Source organism: Pseudomonas syringae pv. coryli str. NCPPB 4273 (assembly GCF_000972175.1).
Classification (GTDB): domain Bacteria; phylum Pseudomonadota; class Gammaproteobacteria; order Pseudomonadales; family Pseudomonadaceae; genus Aquipseudomonas; species Aquipseudomonas syringae.
This window is the reverse complement of the sequence record NZ_AWQP01000008.1, coordinates 164,362-183,432: the sequence shown is the minus strand read 5'-3', so window position 1 is coordinate 183,432 and position 19,071 is coordinate 164,362. Positions and strand designations below refer to the sequence as shown.

Annotated in this window: 19 protein-coding genes; 9 read left to right on the top strand and 10 right to left on the bottom strand. The window is 52.8% G+C overall.

Translation table 11 applies throughout. The features are described from left to right. Positions 1 to 76: 76 nt before the first annotated feature. Positions 77 to 400 carry a low molecular weight protein tyrosine phosphatase family protein gene (locus P406_RS06585; protein WP_032702510.1) on the top strand — a complete coding sequence of 108 codons (324 nt, stop codon included), beginning with the start codon at positions 77 to 79 and terminating at the stop codon, positions 398 to 400. 128 nt (positions 401 to 528) lie between these two features. Here the strand turns inward: P406_RS06585 and P406_RS06580 are convergent, their stop codons facing one another. Beyond that, positions 529 to 771, bottom strand: coding sequence for a hypothetical protein (locus tag P406_RS06580; protein WP_046235723.1), 243 nt, complete (start codon positions 769 to 771; stop codon positions 529 to 531). A gap of 165 nt (positions 772 to 936) precedes the next feature. Further along, the gene (locus P406_RS06575; RefSeq protein ID WP_046235722.1) at positions 937 to 1,707 is read right to left on the bottom strand and encodes an SDR family NAD(P)-dependent oxidoreductase; all 771 of its coding nucleotides are present in this window, start codon (positions 1,705 to 1,707) and stop codon (positions 937 to 939) included. A gap of 327 nt (positions 1,708 to 2,034) precedes the next feature. Between P406_RS06575 and P406_RS06570 the strand changes: the two genes are divergently transcribed. Further along, positions 2,035 to 2,487 (top strand): hypothetical protein, encoded by a 453-nt coding sequence (locus tag P406_RS06570; protein ID WP_046235721.1) that lies wholly within the window; start codon positions 2,035 to 2,037, stop codon positions 2,485 to 2,487. Between the two features lie 171 nt (positions 2,488 to 2,658). Here P406_RS06570 and P406_RS06565 read toward each other — a convergent pair whose 3' ends face one another. Continuing rightward, a complete protein-coding gene (locus P406_RS06565; protein ID WP_052739321.1) occupies positions 2,659 to 4,266 on the bottom strand; it encodes an nSTAND3 domain-containing NTPase in 1,608 nt (535 codons plus the stop codon). Continuing rightward, positions 4,244 to 4,924 carry an nSTAND3 domain-containing NTPase gene (locus P406_RS26760; protein WP_144430921.1) on the bottom strand — a complete coding sequence of 227 codons (681 nt, stop codon included), beginning with the start codon at positions 4,922 to 4,924 and terminating at the stop codon, positions 4,244 to 4,246. The genes P406_RS06565 and P406_RS26760 overlap by 23 nt, the downstream gene beginning before the upstream one ends. Positions 4,925 to 5,248: 324 nt before the next feature. Here P406_RS26760 and P406_RS06560 point away from each other — a divergent pair, with 324 nt between their 5' ends. The 3 genes from P406_RS06560 to P406_RS06550 all read left to right on the top strand — a co-directional run bounded on the left by P406_RS06560 (position 5,249) and on the right by P406_RS06550 (position 8,580). Next, on the top strand, positions 5,249 to 6,892 hold the full coding sequence (locus tag P406_RS06560; RefSeq protein ID WP_046235720.1) for an SIR2 family NAD-dependent protein deacylase: 1,644 nt from the start codon (positions 5,249 to 5,251) through the stop codon (positions 6,890 to 6,892). 204 nt (positions 6,893 to 7,096) lie between these two features. Next, the gene (locus P406_RS06555) at positions 7,097 to 7,855 is read left to right on the top strand and encodes a hypothetical protein (RefSeq protein WP_046235719.1); all 759 of its coding nucleotides are present in this window, start codon (positions 7,097 to 7,099) and stop codon (positions 7,853 to 7,855) included. Between the two features lie 86 nt (positions 7,856 to 7,941). After that, positions 7,942 to 8,580, top strand: a complete 639-nt coding sequence (locus P406_RS06550; RefSeq protein WP_046235718.1) for a hypothetical protein — start codon at positions 7,942 to 7,944, stop codon at positions 8,578 to 8,580. 398 nt (positions 8,581 to 8,978) lie between these two features. Here P406_RS06550 and P406_RS06545 read toward each other — a convergent pair whose 3' ends face one another. The 3 genes from P406_RS06545 to P406_RS06535 all read right to left on the bottom strand — a co-directional run bounded on the left by P406_RS06545 (position 8,979) and on the right by P406_RS06535 (position 11,963). After that, on the bottom strand, positions 8,979 to 9,743 hold the full coding sequence (locus tag P406_RS06545) for a hypothetical protein (RefSeq protein ID WP_046235717.1): 765 nt from the start codon (positions 9,741 to 9,743) through the stop codon (positions 8,979 to 8,981). Positions 9,744 to 9,891: 148 nt separating this feature from the next. Next, entirely contained in the window at positions 9,892 to 11,046 is a 1,155-nt protein-coding gene (locus P406_RS06540; RefSeq protein ID WP_046235716.1) for an epoxide hydrolase family protein, read from the bottom strand. Further along, positions 11,043 to 11,963: an NmrA family NAD(P)-binding protein gene (locus P406_RS06535; RefSeq protein ID WP_046235715.1), complete on the bottom strand. Its 921-nt coding sequence runs from the start codon at positions 11,961 to 11,963 to the stop codon at positions 11,043 to 11,045. Before P406_RS06535 ends, P406_RS06540 begins: the two co-directional genes overlap by 4 nt. A gap of 113 nt (positions 11,964 to 12,076) precedes the next feature. On the opposite strand from P406_RS06535, the gene P406_RS06530 reads away from it, so the two are divergent. From P406_RS06530 to P406_RS29705, 4 genes are all read left to right on the top strand, one after another. After that, positions 12,077 to 12,703, top strand: coding sequence for a TetR/AcrR family transcriptional regulator (locus P406_RS06530; RefSeq protein ID WP_046235714.1), 627 nt, complete (start codon positions 12,077 to 12,079; stop codon positions 12,701 to 12,703). Between the two features lie 321 nt (positions 12,704 to 13,024). Then, a complete protein-coding gene (locus P406_RS06525; RefSeq protein ID WP_046235713.1) occupies positions 13,025 to 14,668 on the top strand; it encodes an RNA-binding domain-containing protein in 1,644 nt (547 codons plus the stop codon). Positions 14,669 to 15,133: 465 nt separating this feature from the next. After that, entirely contained in the window at positions 15,134 to 15,355 is a 222-nt protein-coding gene (locus tag P406_RS29710; RefSeq protein ID WP_046235712.1) for a hypothetical protein, read from the top strand. Beyond that, on the top strand, positions 15,333 to 15,755 hold the full coding sequence (locus P406_RS29705; protein WP_046235711.1) for a type I restriction endonuclease: 423 nt from the start codon (positions 15,333 to 15,335) through the stop codon (positions 15,753 to 15,755). The genes P406_RS29710 and P406_RS29705 overlap by 23 nt, the downstream gene beginning before the upstream one ends. 306 nt (positions 15,756 to 16,061) lie before the next feature. Here P406_RS29705 and P406_RS06510 read toward each other — a convergent pair whose 3' ends face one another. The 3 genes from P406_RS06510 to P406_RS06500 all read right to left on the bottom strand — a co-directional run bounded on the left by P406_RS06510 (position 16,062) and on the right by P406_RS06500 (position 19,016). Further along, positions 16,062 to 17,420, bottom strand: a complete 1,359-nt coding sequence (locus P406_RS06510) for an MFS transporter (protein WP_011266195.1) — start codon at positions 17,418 to 17,420, stop codon at positions 16,062 to 16,064. Positions 17,421 to 17,630: 210 nt separating this feature from the next. Continuing rightward, the gene (locus P406_RS06505) at positions 17,631 to 17,975 is read right to left on the bottom strand and encodes a hypothetical protein (protein ID WP_046235710.1); all 345 of its coding nucleotides are present in this window, start codon (positions 17,973 to 17,975) and stop codon (positions 17,631 to 17,633) included. 222 nt (positions 17,976 to 18,197) lie between these two features. Further along, positions 18,198 to 19,016, bottom strand: coding sequence for a PDZ domain-containing protein (locus P406_RS06500; protein ID WP_235810352.1), 819 nt, complete (start codon positions 19,014 to 19,016; stop codon positions 18,198 to 18,200). Positions 19,017 to 19,071 lie beyond the last annotated feature (55 nt).

Genomic DNA, 19,071 nt, shown 5'->3' with positions numbered 1-19,071 from the left:
GGTTCACAGAAGCTACGCTGTCAATATGTCGACGTGTCCGAACCTGAGCACCGGAACAGTTTGGAGATGACCCACTTTGAATGTTTTGTTCATCTGCGGTAAAAATCGTTTACGTAGTCCGACCGCCGAGCAACTTTTTGCTGATTGGTCGGGTGTTGAGACCGCGTCGGCTGGCGTCAATAACGATGCGGATGTGCCTGTAAGCCAAGAACTTCTGGAGTGGGCAGATCTGATTTTTGTGATGGAGCAAATCCATCGAAAGAAACTGACTGCTCGATTCACCTCACAGTTGGCGAATAAACGTATCATCTGTCTAAGTATTTCTGATGATTACGAATACATGGCACCTGCTTTGATCAACCTACTGGAAGCGAGGGTCGGGCATTATCTATCCAGTTGATTTGATGTTCCCTTCTGTCCGATTGCTGTCCAAGCTGAAGATCATCAATCGGCAAAAGCTGCCTCTCATTTCAGCAGCGATGGGCGGGTGAAGACGGCATTTTATGAGTATTGGTGCAGTAGAGAAGATCATTTCTTCATTGAGAGCCGGAGTCGCTGCCATTCATTACAGCAGTCCTCGGCAACTAAGTCCCGGAAACCCCGTTCGTTCTCCATATCCAGGGCGACGCCGAATGGAACTGCAACACATGTCGCTTCATCACGGATCTTGAGCGCTTCGGACTCTGTAAGTGGAGACCCTTTTTTCGCTTCGGCGCTTTGCAAGGCCACCGAAAGCGCCGGAATGAATACAACGCAAAGCTGTTCCGTCATCTGTTGCTAGCCTCAATTGAGCGGGATGGCCGAGAGATTACGCTGGTTGCTTAATAACGGCTATTGGCCAACCTCACCCATCGCCTGATGTCAGCTGGGTCGAAGCCAACCACTCAGATAGACGTGCCAAACTGACAGCCATCTCATTCTCACAAGTGAAACAAGTCACCAGACAATCGGCTTATCGTCCCAATCCCAGAAGGTCCCGCTATCGGCCGGTCCATGTGCGCCTACCACCTCAATGATGCGATCCGCCGAGAAAGCCGGTTCGAACAGTTGGCCTTCGGGCACGTTCGCCTGGAATGGCTGAGACAGCTCCGTGTCAGTCGTGCCAGGGTGTATTGCCAGGACAGTAGAGGTCGGGTTAAGGCGTTTCAATTCGATACTGGCCGTGTGCAGCAACTGGTTGAGCGCTGCTTTGCTGGCTCTGTAGCTGTACCAGCCACCCAATCGGTTATCGCCAATAGAGCCAACCCTCGCGGAGAGCGCCGCGAAGGTAGAAGGTTGTTTGCGCAATAAAGGGAGTAGGTGTTTGAGCAGCAGGATCGGCGCAAAGGTATTGGTTGCGAAACTCGCTTGCAGGCTCGCAAGTGTCAGTTGTGCAAGGCCCTTTTCTGCTTTTGCGCCGTCCTGATGAAGAATGCCAAGCGTACTGATGACGAGGTGCAGATGATCGCATCCATCCAGCGTCTCGCTCACGAGTGCTTCGAGGGATTGTTCATTGCGCGCGTCGCAGTCGATGCGTTTGATGCGTTGGCCATATTGCTCTGCAAGCGTTGCCAGTTCTGTGGAAGTGCTGGCTTGTCGCGCGACCGCCCATACCTGAGCCACATCATCGCGAGCAAGCAACGCCGCGCACAGTGCCAGGCCGATGCCTCGGCTGGCTCCGCATATCAGCACGTTAGCCTCGCTGTTCAGTTCGGGTATCAAACTCATAAGGCACCTTGAGGAGCATGGTTGAAGTGTTTTTGACTTCGGGGCAAGACATTACGTTCAGGCGGGCGGTTGCTTGCCAATAGGGAGCTCAACGAAAGGGGGCTTATGCTGGTGTGTCGGCCAAGAGCCACAGTAGGAAATTCAAGAGCTGTATTCATGCGATATACGCTCAATACTTCATGGTAGAAAAATCATGAGAAAAGGGGAGGTCGTTATCGCAGAATCCTCCCAGCACGATAGCTATCCGGCCGACTTCTGCTACAGAATAATCCACTCATCAACCAGCGGAGGTTCTACGCTCCCGGAGGCGACTGGATCTAGCAAGAGATGGAAATTGCGATTGAATGGACTTTCAGGGAGAACATCATGATAGGGGGATATCTGCTGTACGCGGTCTTGGGTATTTACGTGTTGCCCGTCGGCTTTACCATGCTCTATGCCTGGTTGATGAGCAGCAAAACCGGTGTGCGATTCGAATTAAGCTTTGCCGAGGTGTCCAAGAACTTCAGGCACGTGATCCTGTTCGGCACGCTCTTCGGGGTTGTGCTTTTCCCTGTCGATTATTTTCTTCCAGCAACTCCAGCTTTCAACCTCTACGTGTGCGCGCAGTTGGTGCTGCTCATCGTATTCACTCTACGGATGAGTTACTCGGCGGTGGTCTTGCCTTCGGGAGCGAAATCGCCAAGAACCAGGCTTGCCTACGGCACGATACTCGCGACAGTCATCCTGATCTGCCAACCCGCCCTCTACATTGCGTGGGCAATCTTGCGAGTCGGTTGAGTGCTCGTTTACACAGATTGCTGCCTGTCGCGAGGGGCCGCAAACGGCCAATAGCTGCCATTCGTGACCGTCAGCAGTCGGCCAGATACAGATCTTGGAAGTTCCTGAAAACCGAGTGCGAATCAAATCCACAAGATTATTCATCCGTAACATGAATTCAGGATAAATCGTTTAATCACGCGAAAACAAATCGTCAATTGGATCTATAGCACTAGATGAGCGCTCGGACCAACTCATGCGTTGATTTCTATAATACTCATAATCTGGCTCATGCTCTGTGTCACTAAAATATTTATCATAAAATCTATCCACATCAACCAAGTCTACAACGCTATCAGCCACACCGGATGAATCATTAGCTCCCAACTCAACAGCTTTTTCATCCATTAGTTCGATAAATTTTCGGCGCGCTGCTGATTGCGAACCACCATCGGAAAACACCTCTGCATCTGGAAACTCATCTTCAACTGAAGTGATTAGATAATCCGTGATTACTTGGTCATAGGCATCGTAAAGCGACTGATGACCTACAACAGTAAAGCATTTGACAGTCTGAGCTAAGATCAGTAATTCGTCATAATTTGGGTCGTTGACGAATGCTCCAGCTAAGAATGCTTCCACAGTCATTTTATCAACACAGCCACTGCGCAGCGCCCATAAAAGTACTCGTGCTGACGCCAAAAAGGATCGACCACATTGCTCACCACCAATAAAATTTATCGCTTTCAAGAGACCTTGATCTGATAAGTTAAATTTTTTACCAAGTTCAGAACGCGCAATACATAATTGAGCGACGAATTCGGCATCAGCCCCAAGAAAATTAATTTCTAAAACCGATGAAAAAATATGACTTATTACTTCGATCGCCACGTCAGCAATGATTATCTTGTTATCCAGCATGTCCTTCAATGTCTTAAGTGAAGAATGTGTCTTCAGGCTACCAAAGCACTGCCGCAAAACAGGGGTGTTACTAGCATATCTGTTGAGTACAAAGTCACCTAACGATGGATTAAATAAGCGAACGAAAGGCTGATTTTCGCCTACTACTAATCTCGTGAGCATCGAACCAGATAGGTGACGGAGGTTGAGTAGAAAGTCTTTTTTCCCAGTAAGACTAGCGGCTCCTGGATTCTCTAGATATCGCGCGAATGCCTCTGAAAGCTCAGGCTCAGTAATCAGGCGCCCGTTCATAGCGACCAGCAAAACCAAGGCACGGCCACAATCATCCAGTTGCGCTTGAAATGGATGATCCCAGACCTGCGACGGATCATCTAGCAAACCAGTTATATGAGACCAGTAATACTCTGATGGGACATCCTCCAATCGCTGAGCATCGGTAATAAATCGTATTAGCCGAGGATTAAAATTTCTATGGTCGACAATATCTCGATAACGTTTATGTGAGTACAACTGCTCAACGTATTCAGCACCTATTTCAGAATGCCATATGTGATTGTAAAGAATCTTGGCCTTATCGATTTTCGCCAATGACTCAAGTGTAATCTCAAACTCATTTCGATCTACATTTGAGTTGTGAAAAACATCGTTTAAAATTTTTCCTTGATTGAGAATAGTGGTTCGAGACGTCAATATAAATCGCTTTTGGGGATTTTTGACTATGCGCCTAATAAAACCCACAATCTTGGCGCCCTCATGACCAGAAAGCGCTTCCAGGTAGTTGCGGCCCAAAAAGTCATCAAAATAGAAAATTTGCTTTGAGTCAGGATCGAAGACACTCTCAGCCTCTTTAATATCATCAGATGATGACCGAAAGCTCAAAGCCGTTTACGACGTACTGTAAGATTAATTGCCCGGCTAACGTTGTCTTACCAATACCAGCTGGACCCGTGATGATAACAACGTTCGTAGACTCCAGCTTATCAACTGCTTGATTATGATTAACTGTCGCCACATATAGCTTACAGGTCTCAACTATCTCGCCAAGCTCAAACTGACTCCTGTCATGCATGGGCTTATTAAGCATATATTCAAGGACGTTCGAACTAGCAATCCACAGCTTATAGTGCCGTCTTTCAATATCCGGATGCTTGGCGAGTATATCACTCAAATCCTGTCGACCCAGTATATCTGCTGGAGACAAAACAAATGGATACAGCTTTTGCATTAAAATTTTCTTATCATTGAGTGAAAGCGAGTGAGACAACGCCAAGATATATCGACTTGGCGATAATTTCTGAACTTTGAGGCTTTCAGAATCCGCGATAGATTTAACGAGCTTTTCTAACGGCGTCGAAATCCAATGCTTGCACTGGAGAATCCACTCATCTCCCTCGGACCTAAAAAAACGTCCATCCACTCCAGCGTCACGTCCGGGCTTGAATCTTTCGAATCTGACCCCTTCCCTCGCGCTCAGCAGGTCAGCGCAAAAGACTTCGAATTCTTTGTCGTTTAGCCGCGAAAAATCGTAATCGCTCACATAAGCCTCGCTTAGAAGTGGACCACATGCCAATAAACCGCTCAGGATGGGAGTGTAGTTGTTGGAAGCCGCACATGAGCCACCGCATTGATAGCAGCGATGATGCGCGCTTTCTGTGGCGGATCAGCCCGATGTCGAAGTACGGATGATCTACCTGGCCACTTCTGGCGGATAGCTGCCTGCTACAAAGGGCGGCAAGTGCCTCAAGCGTTCAAGAACGTCGTTGCTGCTTCGATCCTCAACTGGAAAGCTTTCAACGAGGCTAATTTGGCATCTAAATGCCATTACTGATATCGTCTGACGCTGATCAAGGAGGATTTCGCATTGGCCACAAATTACCTCAAGTATTTCCCCAAGCCGGTCCTAGACGACCTGGTGAACGGCAGGTGGCTGCCAATTATCGGCGCCGGAATGTCCCTCAATGCACATGTCACGTCGGGTCAAAGACCGCCGCTTTGGGGTGAGCTAGGCAAGCTTTTGGAGGATGACTTGATTGATTTCAGCTCCAGTGGGGCCCTGGACGCAATCTCAGCTTACGAGCATGAACTTGGTCGTGCGAGGTTAATGGACAAGCTCACACAAGTGCTGCTAATCCACGAGGCGCAACCAGGGAAAGCACACAAGAGCTTTTGCTCCATTCCATTCGATATCGTTTGCACAACGAACTTCGATTTTCTGCTGGAGCAGGAATACCGCCTAGGGCCTAATACCGTCTACCCCATCCTTGAGGAAGAACAGCTGTCGTTGAATTCCTCTAAGGCAGGGGTGAACTTGCTGAAACTGCATGGCGATCTTCACCACCCTAGAAGGATGGTGGTTACAGAGGCCGATTACGACGGTTTCCTAGCGAACTACCCGCTCTTTGCAACCTATCTTGCGAACCTTTTGATCACCAAGACAGCAGTACTGGTTGGATATAGCCTTGACGATCCAGATTTTCGACAAATCTGGCACGTGGTAACACAGCGTTTAGGGCGTACCAGACGATTTGCCTACACCATCGTTGTTGGCGCGAATCAATCCGATGTCTCCCGATTCGAGCGTCGTGGGGTAAAGGTGATAAACCTGCCAGGTACCCGAGACAAATACGGAGAGATCCTTGCCGCCGCATTCGATGAGCTTCGGGAGCTTTTGAGAGACAAAGCCTTCACGGTTATGAAAGCGACCGAGGAGAGGGCAATGCAGGAGCTGTCGCTGCCGAGGTCAGCGTCCTCACGGCTTTGCTTCTTTTCTTTACCGTTAGATGTTTTACCGTTCTATAAAGATCAAGTCTTCCCTGCTCTTGAGGATATCAACCTCGTCCCGATAACGGCGGACGGGGTGATTTCCCCAGGTGATATGGTCATCGCCAAGCTAGATGCGCTGATTGATAGATCAATTGCCATGGTCATTGATCTATCGTCTAACTGGACAATAGTAGAGCTAAAAATGGCGCTTAACCGTGCTGCGTCTAGGAGGCGTGAGGGAAGGCCGCTCACGCTGATAGTGGTCATGAGAGAGGGGCAGCAATTACCCACCGCATTAGAAGGGGTGATGGCGATCTACCGCCCCGATCTTTTAACCTCTCAATCAGAGGATTTTGCTCGCAACCTAGTCGTAACCCTCGAACGGGCGCTTCCCTCCGACGGTGATTCCCAGTTAGACGAGGCGCGCCGGCTTTTTAGAGTTAAGGCATACCGCGCAGCTATAGTTTCCGCCATCACGTACCTTGAAGGCGAGCTGCGAAAAGTTATGCGGATCCGATATGAGGAAACTGCTTTGAAGCCCCACCTATCTCTGATTGGGATGATAAAAAGTGCGGTTAATCGCGGTCTGATCAGTGTAGAAGCGCTACCAAATCTTCAAGACTGGATTCAGCTTAGGAACGGCATTGTCCATTCGAAGGAGGAGCTAGAAGTTACCAGAGGAATGGCGAAGACGATTGTTGACGGCGTAATCAGAATCGTAAGCGAGTTTCATAAGTCATAGAGTAGGTCAGATTCAATCGAGAAAAGCGCATACTTAGGCCACCAGGTAGCGGCTTCGGTGGGCGCAGTAATCGGGACGCTGAAAGCCCTCGTCTGGACAAGAGCAGCCAACGTAATAAGAAATGTTATACGCAACAACTGCTTGGATGATTATGCAATATTTTGTATCTACTTAAATCAAAAGCCAATAACAAATCGAGATTGTATGCAAAAAATCTACCACTATACAAGTTTTGAAACCTTTAAAAAAATAATTGAATTCGGGACAATCAGATTAAATTCGCTAGCTAATGTTGACGATGCGGAAGAGGGCTTTTTGCTTGATACCACCTCGCAGGCACCGTATACATTTGCGAGCTGTTGGACCAGAGACGCTATAGAGAGCGTACCGTTATGGACAATGTATGTTGACTCCCCTTTCGCCGTAAGAATAGGAGTTTCTACAGATATTTTAACTCCAAAGCTTTCCAATAACTACTTTATATCCAACCAAAAAAATGACAATGCTTATGTTTTTTTGATGCATCGTGGCGGCTCAAGAGGTATGGAATTTCTGTCAGACATCATCTACAAAGATAAGCCTAGGCTTCGAATGCTTAAAAATCTCCGCGGAATATTTGATGCAGACTATATATCTAGTTACGGCTTAACTAAAAGTCTGCACTGGGCGTTTCAGCAAGAAATAAGATTTATCGTTCAAGCTGTACCTAAATCACAAGTCATAAAGCGGCGTGATACATTGCTCTATACTTGCTGTCAAGAAGTTATGGATAATGATCGCCCTACAGATATACAGTTTATCGATATGGAATATGATTTTGCCAAAATGCTAACTGCCGAAATAATGCTGGGCCCATCTACACTTGAAGAAGACGCACAAGAGCTTAAAAGATTTCTAGACGAAAAAATACCAAATTTCACCGGAAAAGTCTCAAGAAGCGAAGTTTTTATCAGGTGTAAGTAGTGAGCGAAAGTATGATAATGCTCACTACACCGAGCGAATAAATCAAAAAACCTTGTAAATCAATCGAACTTCAGGCGGATATGTGAATGAGTAAATTTCGCAACTTAAACATCGACGTTGTTGTTAACGGCGAAACCATAAATATTGACGGCAAAAAAAGGACTGAGTTTGTTCAGCTGTACGGGCTTGACGAACTCATCCCAAATCGTTACTCAGAAATTTTCGTTGTTGATTTAATCATGAATCTTGAGCTAAGTGGAGTCGATCCAACGCACATCATTGATGAAGTCAAGCGTCTTGAGACGTTAAGTAATGATGGCTATACAAAAGAAGCCACTCAATTTAAACATGCGCCACTACACCCACTGTGGCATCAGCATTATTTTTCTGATCACTTTTTAGTACACAATATTCAAAATGAGATTAAGAAAAGTTTCAACACTATATGGGATGAATCGATGGGAGAAAAAAATTCCGTTATAGAACGGAAACATCTGGACAAACTTGTGCACAACCTGGTTGAGGGCACAATCGAAACACGTAGTAATGAAAAACGAATAACGGGCGAATGGTTAGTGTTTTCTAAGGAGATAACAGGGAATATCTATCTGTGTATGGCAACGCACACAACTGGAGACACCAATATCTATAATACGCTAGAATATTGCTGTGAACACCAGTTCCCACTATTAGAGCCATTTACCTCTAATCGTAGAGCGTCATAAATACCATATACCAAAAATTATTTACTAGTAGATAAAAACGGCCATTAAACTTGGTTGCTGGAACCAATATGCCGCCATACGGATGCAGCTGTTTTAACCCCGAGTGCAGTTGCGGCTCAAGGACGCGAAAGTACAAAAACAGATTATTTACCGTTGCCTGGCAGTTACCGGTCGTTCCTATGCTTTATCGAGAAGTAATGAACGGCCAAGAGCCGACGCTCAACTCGCCCGCTACGACCACAAGCTGAAGGCCGTTTTGGCTTAGATTCAGATTGGGCAAGCCAGTCGCGTTCCTATCGCCCCAAAACGGACAGCTCTGAGGGGCGGCTCTTGGCCGACAGGCGCCTGTCATTCGCGGGCGCAGAACTACACATCGTTCAGCGGAGCAACTACAAGCCCTACCGCTTCGCCAACAACCTCGCCAACCCAGCCGTCACCACGACAGCCAGCAAAACGGCAGCCGCGATAGACAGAAGCGCGCCCCATTGCAATATGGAGTATCTGAGGGTCAGGTAGAAACTCACCACCCCGACCGCGCCAATGGCATTGCCGCGGATTATCGCCGCCAGTTCATAACGCCCGCCTTGCACGTGGACGAACACTGCAAGCGGCCAGGCGATCACCGGGATTGGCGCCAGCAGTCCACTGACCACCGGCCCGAGCCAGGTGGCACTTGCGGTGATCGCCAGCAGCAGAAGGGTGGCGGTCAGCATGCGCATCGGAATGACCCAGCGCGGCAGTGCCACGTATGACGCTACGTCCGGCGGTGCCTGTTTCGAGGTGGCAACGATGATCAGCGCAACCATCAGCAGCGTGAAGATGATCGACAGCGCCAGTAAGCCCAACTGGTTCATCAGAAAGGCTGTTGCGCCATACACCGCGAGCGCCAGGACGCATCCCGTCAACGCTGAAACGCGTCGGGTGACCAGGAAATAAAACAGGTAAGTCGCCTGAATCGCCGCCAGCCCGGCCAGTGCGCCGGGCACCGCCATCGAGGCGAATTGGGTGCCTTGCTCAAGGCTGAGAAACAGCATGACCAGCGCCGAGGTCATCGGCAGGCCGGAAAGCAGCCCCGCCACGCCGGTGCCCCAGCGCCTGGCCGCCAATGAGATGGCCAGCATGAGCGCGGGGGTGATGAGTAACTTGAGGTAGAAGGCCGTCATGCAGAAAACTTCACATCCGAAGGTGGGCTGAATGCTAAACCTTTTGGCGGTGGGTAACGATGCATGTCAGCGCTTACTCCATCGCCCGATAGCGCATGTTGTAGCGAGTCGCTCCACCTCCGAGATGTTCAGTACGCCCGCAAAAGTATCAACGCAGCAGGCGGAAGGTCTCACGCACATGCTCGGTGAGCGTCGTCGGGTTTTCCATGGCCGCGAAGTGGCCGCCGTGCTCGGCTTCCGCGAAGAACCGCAGATCGTCGAAACGCGCCTGCGCCCAGCGCCGTGACAGGCGCAGCAGCTCGCCCGGAAACATGCTCACGCCCGCAGGGATTGGCATCGCAGGGGCAGGGCCTTGCTGTTGCATTTCGCGCATCCCTTCCCAGTAGAAACGGACCGAACTGGGGCCGGCATTGGGCAGCCAGTACAGCATGATGTCGTCGATCAGCGCATCGAGCTCGATGACCCGCTCAGGCTCGCCGCCGCTGTCGGAGGCATCCTGAAACAGCGCATATACCCACGCCGCCAGGCCAACGGGCGAATCCGACAGGGCGAAGCCTACTGACTGCGGCCGGGTGCTGTGCACTTTCATGTAGCCGGAAAGCTCTCGGTCGTAGCGTTGCGCGTCGGCCAACATGCGCTGTTCTTCAGGCGTGGCCTGGGCGATTTCTGCCTCGGTGGCTTGGTACATCACCATGTTCAGGTGAATGCCGATCAGGCCAGGCGGGCGCATGTGCCCAAGGGCGGTGGTCACGGCCGCGCCCCAATCCCCACCCTGAGCGGCCCAGCGCTGGCCATAGCCCAAACGCTCCATCAACTGCGCCCAGGCCGCCGCCGTTTTGCCCACGCCCCAGCCTGTAGAACGCGGCTTATCACTGAAACCAAAACCCGGTAGCGCCGGGATCACCAGATGGAACGCATCACTGGCCTGCCCACCGTGGGCGACAGGGTCGGTGAGTGGCCCGATCATCTTCCTGAACTCAAGAATCGAGCCCGGCCAACCGTGGGTCATCAGCAAGGGCAAGGCGTCAGGGTGAGGCGAGCGGATGTGCAGAAAATGAATCCCAAGGCCGTCGATCTCGACCCGGCTGCTGTTCCACTGATTGAGCTGGGCTTCGGTGACCCGCCAGTCATAGCCATTACGCCAGCGCTCGACCAGCGCGCGCAGTCGCTCGAGCCGTGGTCCCTGACTGTTGTCGGAGACCGTTTCAGGATCAGGCCAGCGGGTTTGCGCCAGGCGCTGAGCCAGATCGTCGAGCTGCACCTGGGGGATTTGAATAGGAAAGGGTTCGATAAGGTCGGTCATTGGTTGCTCCCTTGCACATGGGTACGGGCCAGCGTGTCACGCACGGACGCCCATTCACGTTGACCATAGCGGTCGTTATCCAGATTGGGCAGCTTGCCGCGCCCGCTCATCATGTCGCGCAGGTATTGCATGCCCTGCCAGGCCGGGAACGGCTTGTCACTGGCAGGCGTGAGCGCACGCACTACGCCGATGAGGGTGGACAGCGTGCCAATATTGCCGGGGCGCAGGGTACGGTAGCGCTGCCCGGTCAGCTCGGTGAGGAGGCTGGTGATCTGCGCAGGCGACAGGCTGTTACCGGCAATGCGCAGAAAGCGCGGCGTGTGAGAATCCAGCGCGGCATCGGCGGTGAAAGCGGCTACGTCGTCCTTGGCGGTGAAGTCCAGCGGCTGTTGTGCATCACCGAAATGCAGCACCCGGCGCCCAGGCAGCACGATCGGCGCATCGCCTTCGAGCAACTCCAGAAAGCCACCGTTGAGGATCGAGGTCACGTTAATGTCGGCCGCATCGAGCTGGGTGAGGAAGCGTCGGCGAAGGTCCAGGTTGCGGTTATCGCCAGGCCGGGTACGGGTGTAGTCGAGCGAATAATCCGAGGGAATGAACCTGGGCACGCCAGCGGCTACCGCAGCCTCCAACAGCCTGCCCTGCTGCCCGATGACCACCTCTTCCAGACCGTTGAGCGTAGACACCACACAACCCGAGCCGGCAATAGCACGGCGCAGGCCCTGAGCGTCATCCAGTGAAACAGGCGTGATCGTCGTGGTGCTGTTGCGCAGGCCATTCAGCCGGGCTGGCTTAGTACCCGGCCGAACCAGCGCTATCACATGGGCACTGCGCTCCGCCAAGGCCCGCACGACGCGTTGGCCCAAATCTCCCGTAGCGCCAGCAACCACGATGGGTAAAGCAGTCGCGTCATTCACAAAGCGCTTCCTTGGTCGTTATGAATAGGTAGAAACGGCGTTTACCTGCTTCCATTTAACTGAACGTTACCGTTTAGTTGACGAACAAACAAGCGGGCTGTAAGTTGCCGGCCATGACAGCGATCAAGACCAAATCCAAAGGCGGCAGGCCCAGGCAAGACCAGGCGGGCGAGGCCGAGCGTCGATTGCTGGATGCCGCGCTGCAGCGCTTTCTGGCCTGTGGTTTCGAAGGCACCTCATGCGAAGACATCGCCCGCGCCGCCGGCGCCAGCAAAGCCACCCTCTACGCGCGTTACGCCAACAAAGAAGCGCTGTTCGAAGCCGTGGTGCGACGCCACGTAGCCACCTTGCTGGCGCCCGCCGAAACAATCCCCGCGCTCCCACTCGAAGGCCGCCTGCGGCACGTGGGCCACGGCATCCTCGAACATGCGCTGCAAGCCGATACCCTGGCCATGATGCGCCTGGTGATCGCCACCTCTAGCCGCACCCCGCTACTGGCGGCTGAGGTCAACCGAATCGGGTGGGAAGGCGGTTTCACCAGAGTACGTTCGGCGATATTGGCAGGCCCGGACCAACCCACCGACCCTGACGCGCTGGCCCGCCAATTCATTGATCTGGTGTTCGCTCCCCATCAGCTTAGAGCGCTGCTGGGGGAGGATCGGGGGGTGCTGATTCAGGGTATTCCGGAGCGGGTGGAATGGGGGGTGAGGATGGTTGGGGGTGCTGGGTTGTTGGGGTGAGGGGGTTGGGTTTTAGGTGTTTTGAAGTAATTGGGCTGGACGGTAAAGCCCTCCCGGGGCTTTGGCTCAAGAGGCCTGCCATTGCTCATTACTGATAGCTGAGCCGCGATTCCTGATAGGTGCACCATCACGCTTGTAGGTGGCAATGCATGGTCGGGGCCAGGACGGTTTGCTGTGCAGAGGCAAGGTCACCCCTTTGCTTGTCTTCTCTGCCAAAAGCGCGGCTGCATTGGTTAAGATGCGCTCCTTAGCTTGCAAGTGGGTGCGGTATAACCGGCCTAGCAGCGCTGCTATTCAGCGCTTTGATTTGGAGTATCTGCAATGGATGCCGAGCAACAGTTGCACCGTTTACTCGCCAGTAGCGGCGAGAGCGAGGTGGTGGAGTTTAAGGAGGCCAAAAACGGCTATGACTTCAGCAAGCTCGGTAAATATTTCTCCGCCCTGAGTAACGAAGCCAATCTCAAAGGCGTGCCCAGCGCCTGGCTGGTATTTGGTGTGAAGGATAATCTACAAGTGGTGGGCAGCCAGTTCCGCGAGGCCTTCAAGGATCTGCAATCGCTGAAGAAGGAAGTGGCCGATAAGGTCAGCCAGCGCCTGAGCTTTATTGATATCCATACCGTTCTACATCCTGATGGCCGCGTATTGCTGTTCGAGATTCCTGCCGCGCCGCAAGGCCTGCCGGTAACCTGGGAAGGCCACTACTATGGCCGCGACGGTGAATCCCTCGGGCCGCTGTCGCTTGAAGAAATCGAGCGCATCCGTGGCCAGAATCGTCCGCAGGATTGGAGTGCGGGCATTTGTCCCGGCGCAAGTCTGGCTGATTTGAGTACGGAGGCCATCGCCTTGGCTCGCCGCGAATTTGCCACCAAGCATCCCAAGATGGCTGCCGAACTGCCGGCCTGGAGCGATGAAACCTTTCTCAACAAATCCAAGCTGACCATTCAGGGGCAGATCACGCGTACCGCCATCCTGCTGCTGGGTAAGCCTGAGGCAGCGCACTGGCTCAATCCGGCCTCGCCCACCATTAGCTGGATTCTCAAGGATCGTGACGGCTCAGAGCGTGACTACCAGCATTTTTCTTGCCCGCTGCTGGCTAGTGCCGACGAGGTGTACCGCAAGATCCGCAACCTGAAATACCGCTATATGTCGGATAGCTCGCTGTTCCCCGAAGAGGTCGATCAGTACGACCCCTTTATAATCCGTGAGGCGCTCAACAACGCCATCGCCCATCAGGACTACCAGTTGGGCGGCAAGGTCTCGGTGGTGGAGTTCGAGGACGGACAGCTGTGCTTCAGCAACCCCGGCGCTTTTATTCCCGGATCGGTCGAGCAGGTGATCCAGGCCGACGCGCCGGAAAGCCGCTATCGCAACCGCTTCCTCACCGATGCCATGGTCAACCTGAACATGATCGACACCATCGGCAGCGGCATCCGCAAAATGTTCCTGATCCAGAAGAATCGCTTCTTCCCCCTGCCGGAATACCAGCTGGAGCAAAACCGCGTGCAGGTGACCATCACCGGGCGCGTGCTGGACATCAGCTATGCGCGCAAGCTCGCCGAGCTGCCCAACCTGGCGTTGGACGACATCATCCTGCTGGATAGGGTGCAGAAGCACAAATCACTGAGTGATGCACAGGTTCGCCATCTCAAGGCGCAGAGGCTGATCGAGGGGCGCAAGCCCAATTTCCATATCTCCGCTCAAGTGGCGCGGCACAGCGACGATCTAGCTCAGTACATTCTTAACCGTGGCATCGATGACACGCATTACAAGCGTCTGATCTGCGAATTAATCCAACAGTCCGGATCGGCCAGACGGTCCGCCATCGACAAGCTACTCGTAGACAAACTGCCGGACGTTTTAGACATTCAACAGAAGGCCCACAAGATTAAGAACTTGCTGCAATCCTTGAAAAAACAAGGGGTTATCGAGCCAAAGGGTAAGCTGTGGCAAATGTCTAAAGGCTGATTTCTAGACATTTTTAGACATTCAGGAAATGGTCTGGCGATGACAAAAGATGCTTGGAGGCATTGCCCGAACTCATTTGACTGGAGCGGCCATTGCAAGCGGGCAGGCCAAGGAAAGGCGCGGTTTTAGCCGCTCCCACTTGCACTGCTCAATTTGCCGGCCATTTGACTGATGCGGCCAACGCCTCCAGGCAGCACCCTAAAACTTTGTAGATTAGGGCCTTGGAAAAAATGCTCATTTGGCTGCATGAGCGCTTTAGACGAATTAGCCGGGGTGTTAGACATTTTGCAGATTGTCAACCGAGCCTGCTCCAGCTTTTAACCCTATATAAATCAATGAATTAGTAGAAATAAAGGTAAGTAGCGACGAATATCTAAACCCCGTTGGCTGGATATTTTTAGACATTCGCGCGCCACGCCGGGCGAGCCTGGCCCCAATAAGCGAACAAGGGATAAGGAAGCTGGAATGGTAAGCAAAACCAACGAGCAGGCGCTGGAAGCGAGTATCGAAAAGTACCTGACCGGCACCTGCCTGGAAGAGCAGAATGTGATCCGCGACCGCGCGGCAGAATTGCCCCTCAGCACCCATCACGCTTACCAACTGGGCCGCGCCCAGGACTTTAATGCCCGCTATGCCGTAGATGCTCGCTGTTTATGGCAGTTCCTTGAAGGCCAGCCAAAGCGATGAGCTCGAACGCCTCAAGCAGCGCTACGAGGACTGGGACCTGCGCATTCTGGAGCGCTTCGACCAGATGGCGAAAAAATACGGCGTGCTGCACCTACTAAAGCGCGGCCTGGCCATCGACGATGTGCACCTCAACCTCATGTACCCCGCGCCGTTGGCGAGCAGCTCGGAGCGGAACAAACGCCAGTTCGCGGCGAATCTCTTTAGTAGCACCCGCCAGGTGCGTTACTCCCTGAGCAATACCTTAGAAGAGATCGACCTGGTGCTTTTCATCAATGGGCTGCCCTTCGCCACGCTGGAGCTGAAGAACCCCTGGACCGGCCAGACCGCCCGTTATCACGGGCAGAAGCAGTACAAGCAGGATCGCGACAGTAGCCATTCGAGAAGATCTTCGAGGAAGTGATGCTGATACGCCGCCGTCAGTACCTAGAGCTTTATCGCCTTGTAGCCGGTGATACGGCGCTCAAGTCTTCGTTGCAGCAGAGCATGAGGGGCATGCTGGGCTGAGATATGTGCGAGCTAGGTGCGTTTCAGCATGTCCGGTCCATATGGCTAGTACTCAAAAGTTCTTCGTAGACTGTCCACTGTCCAAAACACATCTAGATTTCAACAGAGTGCCCAGACCTAAATCACGCAAATAAAACCAAGCCGCCGCAGAGTGCGTGTGCACCCTGCGGCGGCTCTTTCCTGCGAAGCTTGGGGCTCTGAATCAGCTTTGCCCTTGCTTCGGATCCTCAGCGTGAGCCCAACGATAATCCAGACGCGGCGCGAACACTTTGATCCGACGCTTGATCTTGATCAGAATCGGGTCATGCACCGGCTCCGGATCTTTCAGGAATACGGTCAGCACAGCACTCAGTGCGTACAACCCGGAGAACGCCCAGACCACGCCTTCAATGCCGTAGCTTTCATTGAAGATCGCAACAACAGCCGGGCCAACCCACGTCGACGCGCCTGCACCCAGGCTCAACACCGATAAGGCAGCCGCTTTGTTGTTCGGTGCCAAAGCAGGGGCAAGCGCCGACAGCGGCACGAAGCACGCCAGGGTCAGGCCGTAGAAGGCGCCGAAGATCGAGGCGATCAGGAAGTCGTTCGGAAACGCCTGCGGCATGAAGAAGAACAGCGGCGTGCTGATCGTGCTGCCCACTGCGCCAAACCACAGGATCGTGTTGCGATAACCGATCTTGGTGCTGATGACGCTGGAGCCCAGGTTGCCGATGATGTTGAACACAAACACGATGGTCAGCAGGCGCAGCCACTCTTCCAGGGTGAAGCCAACGGTTTGCATGAAGAACCCTGGCATGACCACCAGAAAGCCAAACATTGATGAGGTGTTGATGACGCGGACAATACCGGCCAACGACACTTTGGGACGTGTCCACATGATGGTGATGTTCTTGGCCATCGACACCAGCGGACGCTCGCCTTCCGGTGCCAGTCGGCGCATGCCATGAGCTTCGCGCATCCCGACCAGACCAATCACACCACCGATGACCACCAGGGCGAAAGACAGCCAGAAGGTCAGCAACGCACCAATCAGCGGAATAGCGATGCTCGCTACCAGAGAGCCCAGCATTGGCAGGCCCGCGGCGTAAGCCACCCAGAACCAGCCCACGGCCATGCCCATCTTGCGGGACGGCGTGGAAGCCGCGATCCAGACCAGGAAACCGTAGGCGAAGAGCGGATAACCGAAACCGCGCAAACCATAGGTCAGCAGAATCATGGAATAGCTCAATTCCTGCAGGCCGTAGACCAGGAAGAGCACTTCGAACACGCTCCAGATGATCAACCCCAGGAACATCACCCGTTTCGGGCCCCAGATATTGGAGAGCGCGCCGGCGAGCCACGATGAAATACCGACCGTGACGCCATAGAGGGTGAAGATCATGGCGACTTCATCGCCGGGCATGCCGCGTTCACTGAGGAAGGGCGAAAGGTATCCGAGTTCTACGCCATCGCCGATCATGAAGATCAACAGGCCGACAAAACCCCAGAACATGGGATAGGGAATACCAACTTTGTCGCAGAATCTAACGAGTGGAGTGTTCGGAGTGGATTGATCGCTCAATTTTCCGGTCCTTTTTGTTGCACGACGTTTGGGCGCGCCGTAGGAATGGCCTCGATGAGGTTGAAAGACAGATTGGATAGCACAGGCATCCGCTTCGGGCAGCGAGCAAAACTGGCTTGATTATTTGACGCGCGGGGTCAGACATTGGAGCAGCTATCGTCGACCCATTAATCCATGTTTTTCTAGATTTTCGAGCCCGAAGCCGACCTTTTATGCCAGATGAAACGATTCATCACAACCGCAAGCCATTTTTGGGGGTGCGACAATATGTCCGGTTGTATTGTCTGAGGGGTTCGGATTTAGGGGGATGAGGTGTTTCGAATTGTGTATGAAAATAAATACATCTTCTTCTTGGGGCTGTGAGAAAAGCGGTGAGCGGTGTGCCAGTGCTGCTGCATCTTCGGAACCGTTCAGGGCGTCGAACATACCAAGGCCTTTGCTGGCATTGGTTGGGGTGGCGAGCATGCGTACCTCGAGGCCCGCTTTCAGTTCCTTGTTCGCTTGGGCCATTTGCTGGGCCAACATCTTCTCGCCGATGACGTGCGGAGCGCACATAACGATCTCATCCGGCACCAAAAGCCAGAAACAACAAAGCCCGCATAAGGCGGGCTTTTGGGGTTCTTTGTAGACTGTCCAGATTTCAAGTCCAGGCGTCGTTTGAACTGGGCTGTCAGATGCCCGTTTTATAAGGGTTCTGCTAACAGCCTCTCAGTTAGGCATACACGTGGGCATACACGGTCCAGCTCGCTATGGTTAGTAGTCAGTCATTTGGATGATTCATTTCCCTACCTGTACGGTCTTCAGCAAGGGGGTCCCATTTCGAATCAGAGCAAGCCTGACTGCTTGTCCCCTCCGAGCGGCGATCATTTTGGTAAAGCCCTCTTCGTTGGAGACTTTGTCACCATCAATCGCCACGAGCATATCGCCTACCAAGACATCTGCTTTGTAAGCAGGACTATCATCGACGATGGTCCGCACCACGACTCCTTGATTTGTCTGCAGCAGTTGCTTTTCTAAGTCGTTCAGATTGCGCACAAACACTCCGAGCCGAAACCTTCTTTTCACAAAGTAAATCGCGCCATAGTCGGACCGGTTTACCGTAATTGGTACATAAGTGGTGGTGCTGCCGTAGGTGGTAGTCGTGGCATTTCCGTAAGCAGTGACCGGGCCACCAGGGCCATAAGCGTTGGCGCTTCCTGAGGTGAAGGAAGTGCTGGTGGTGGGGGTAGTGATCGGCATGCTTGAGGTAATGGAGCCGGTATATTTCGGTAGATAGACCAGAACCAAATCTGCTCCTACCGCCTTGCCTTGCTCCAATGCGTCCTCTTCAGAAACCCTTTCTCCGCTATTGAAGTGCGACTCGCCAATGATCACGTATCCCCGTTTCGCGTACCTGTCGACAATTTGATCGGCATCGCCGAATGCTGACCTTTCGACAAGGGGCGTCGCAGGAGGCGTCGAAGCTCGATTTGCGGAGATCTCCTCAGGCGTTGCGCCGGAACTCGGGGTATAAAAATCTTTGTAGCCGCTGGCGCATCCCGTGATGGCCAACATCATGGTCATTGCCAACATGGGGTAAATGGATTGCTTTCTCATACGAACCGATCCTTGCTCCAGAGACCTCATTGTCTATCTGCAGTATGGCCCATTG

Bases quoted from the DNA above. Each gene is read 5' to 3' on its own strand.
- P406_RS06580 (WP_046235723.1), bottom strand. From the start codon at position 771: ATGACGGAACAGCTTTGCGTTGTATTCATTCCGGCGCTTTCGGTGGCC.
- P406_RS06575 (WP_046235722.1), bottom strand. From the start codon at position 1,707: ATGAGTTTGATACCCGAACTGAACAGCGAGGCTAACGTGCTGATATGC.
- P406_RS06570 (WP_046235721.1), top strand. From the start codon at position 2,035: ATGGAAATTGCGATTGAATGGACTTTCAGGGAGAACATCATGATAGGG.
- P406_RS06555 (WP_046235719.1), top strand. From the start codon at position 7,097: ATGCAAAAAATCTACCACTATACAAGTTTTGAAACCTTTAAAAAAATA.
- P406_RS06550 (WP_046235718.1), top strand. From the start codon at position 7,942: ATGAGTAAATTTCGCAACTTAAACATCGACGTTGTTGTTAACGGCGAA.
- P406_RS06545 (WP_046235717.1), bottom strand. From the start codon at position 9,743: ATGACGGCCTTCTACCTCAAGTTACTCATCACCCCCGCGCTCATGCTG.
- P406_RS06540 (WP_046235716.1), bottom strand. From the start codon at position 11,046: ATGACCGACCTTATCGAACCCTTTCCTATTCAAATCCCCCAGGTGCAG.
- P406_RS06530 (WP_046235714.1), top strand. From the start codon at position 12,077: ATGACAGCGATCAAGACCAAATCCAAAGGCGGCAGGCCCAGGCAAGAC.
- P406_RS06525 (WP_046235713.1), top strand. From the start codon at position 13,025: ATGGATGCCGAGCAACAGTTGCACCGTTTACTCGCCAGTAGCGGCGAG.
- P406_RS29710 (WP_046235712.1), top strand. From the start codon at position 15,134: ATGGTAAGCAAAACCAACGAGCAGGCGCTGGAAGCGAGTATCGAAAAG.
- P406_RS06505 (WP_046235710.1), bottom strand. From the start codon at position 17,975: ATGTGCGCTCCGCACGTCATCGGCGAGAAGATGTTGGCCCAGCAAATG.
- P406_RS06500 (WP_235810352.1), bottom strand. From the start codon at position 19,016: ATGAGAAAGCAATCCATTTACCCCATGTTGGCAATGACCATGATGTTG.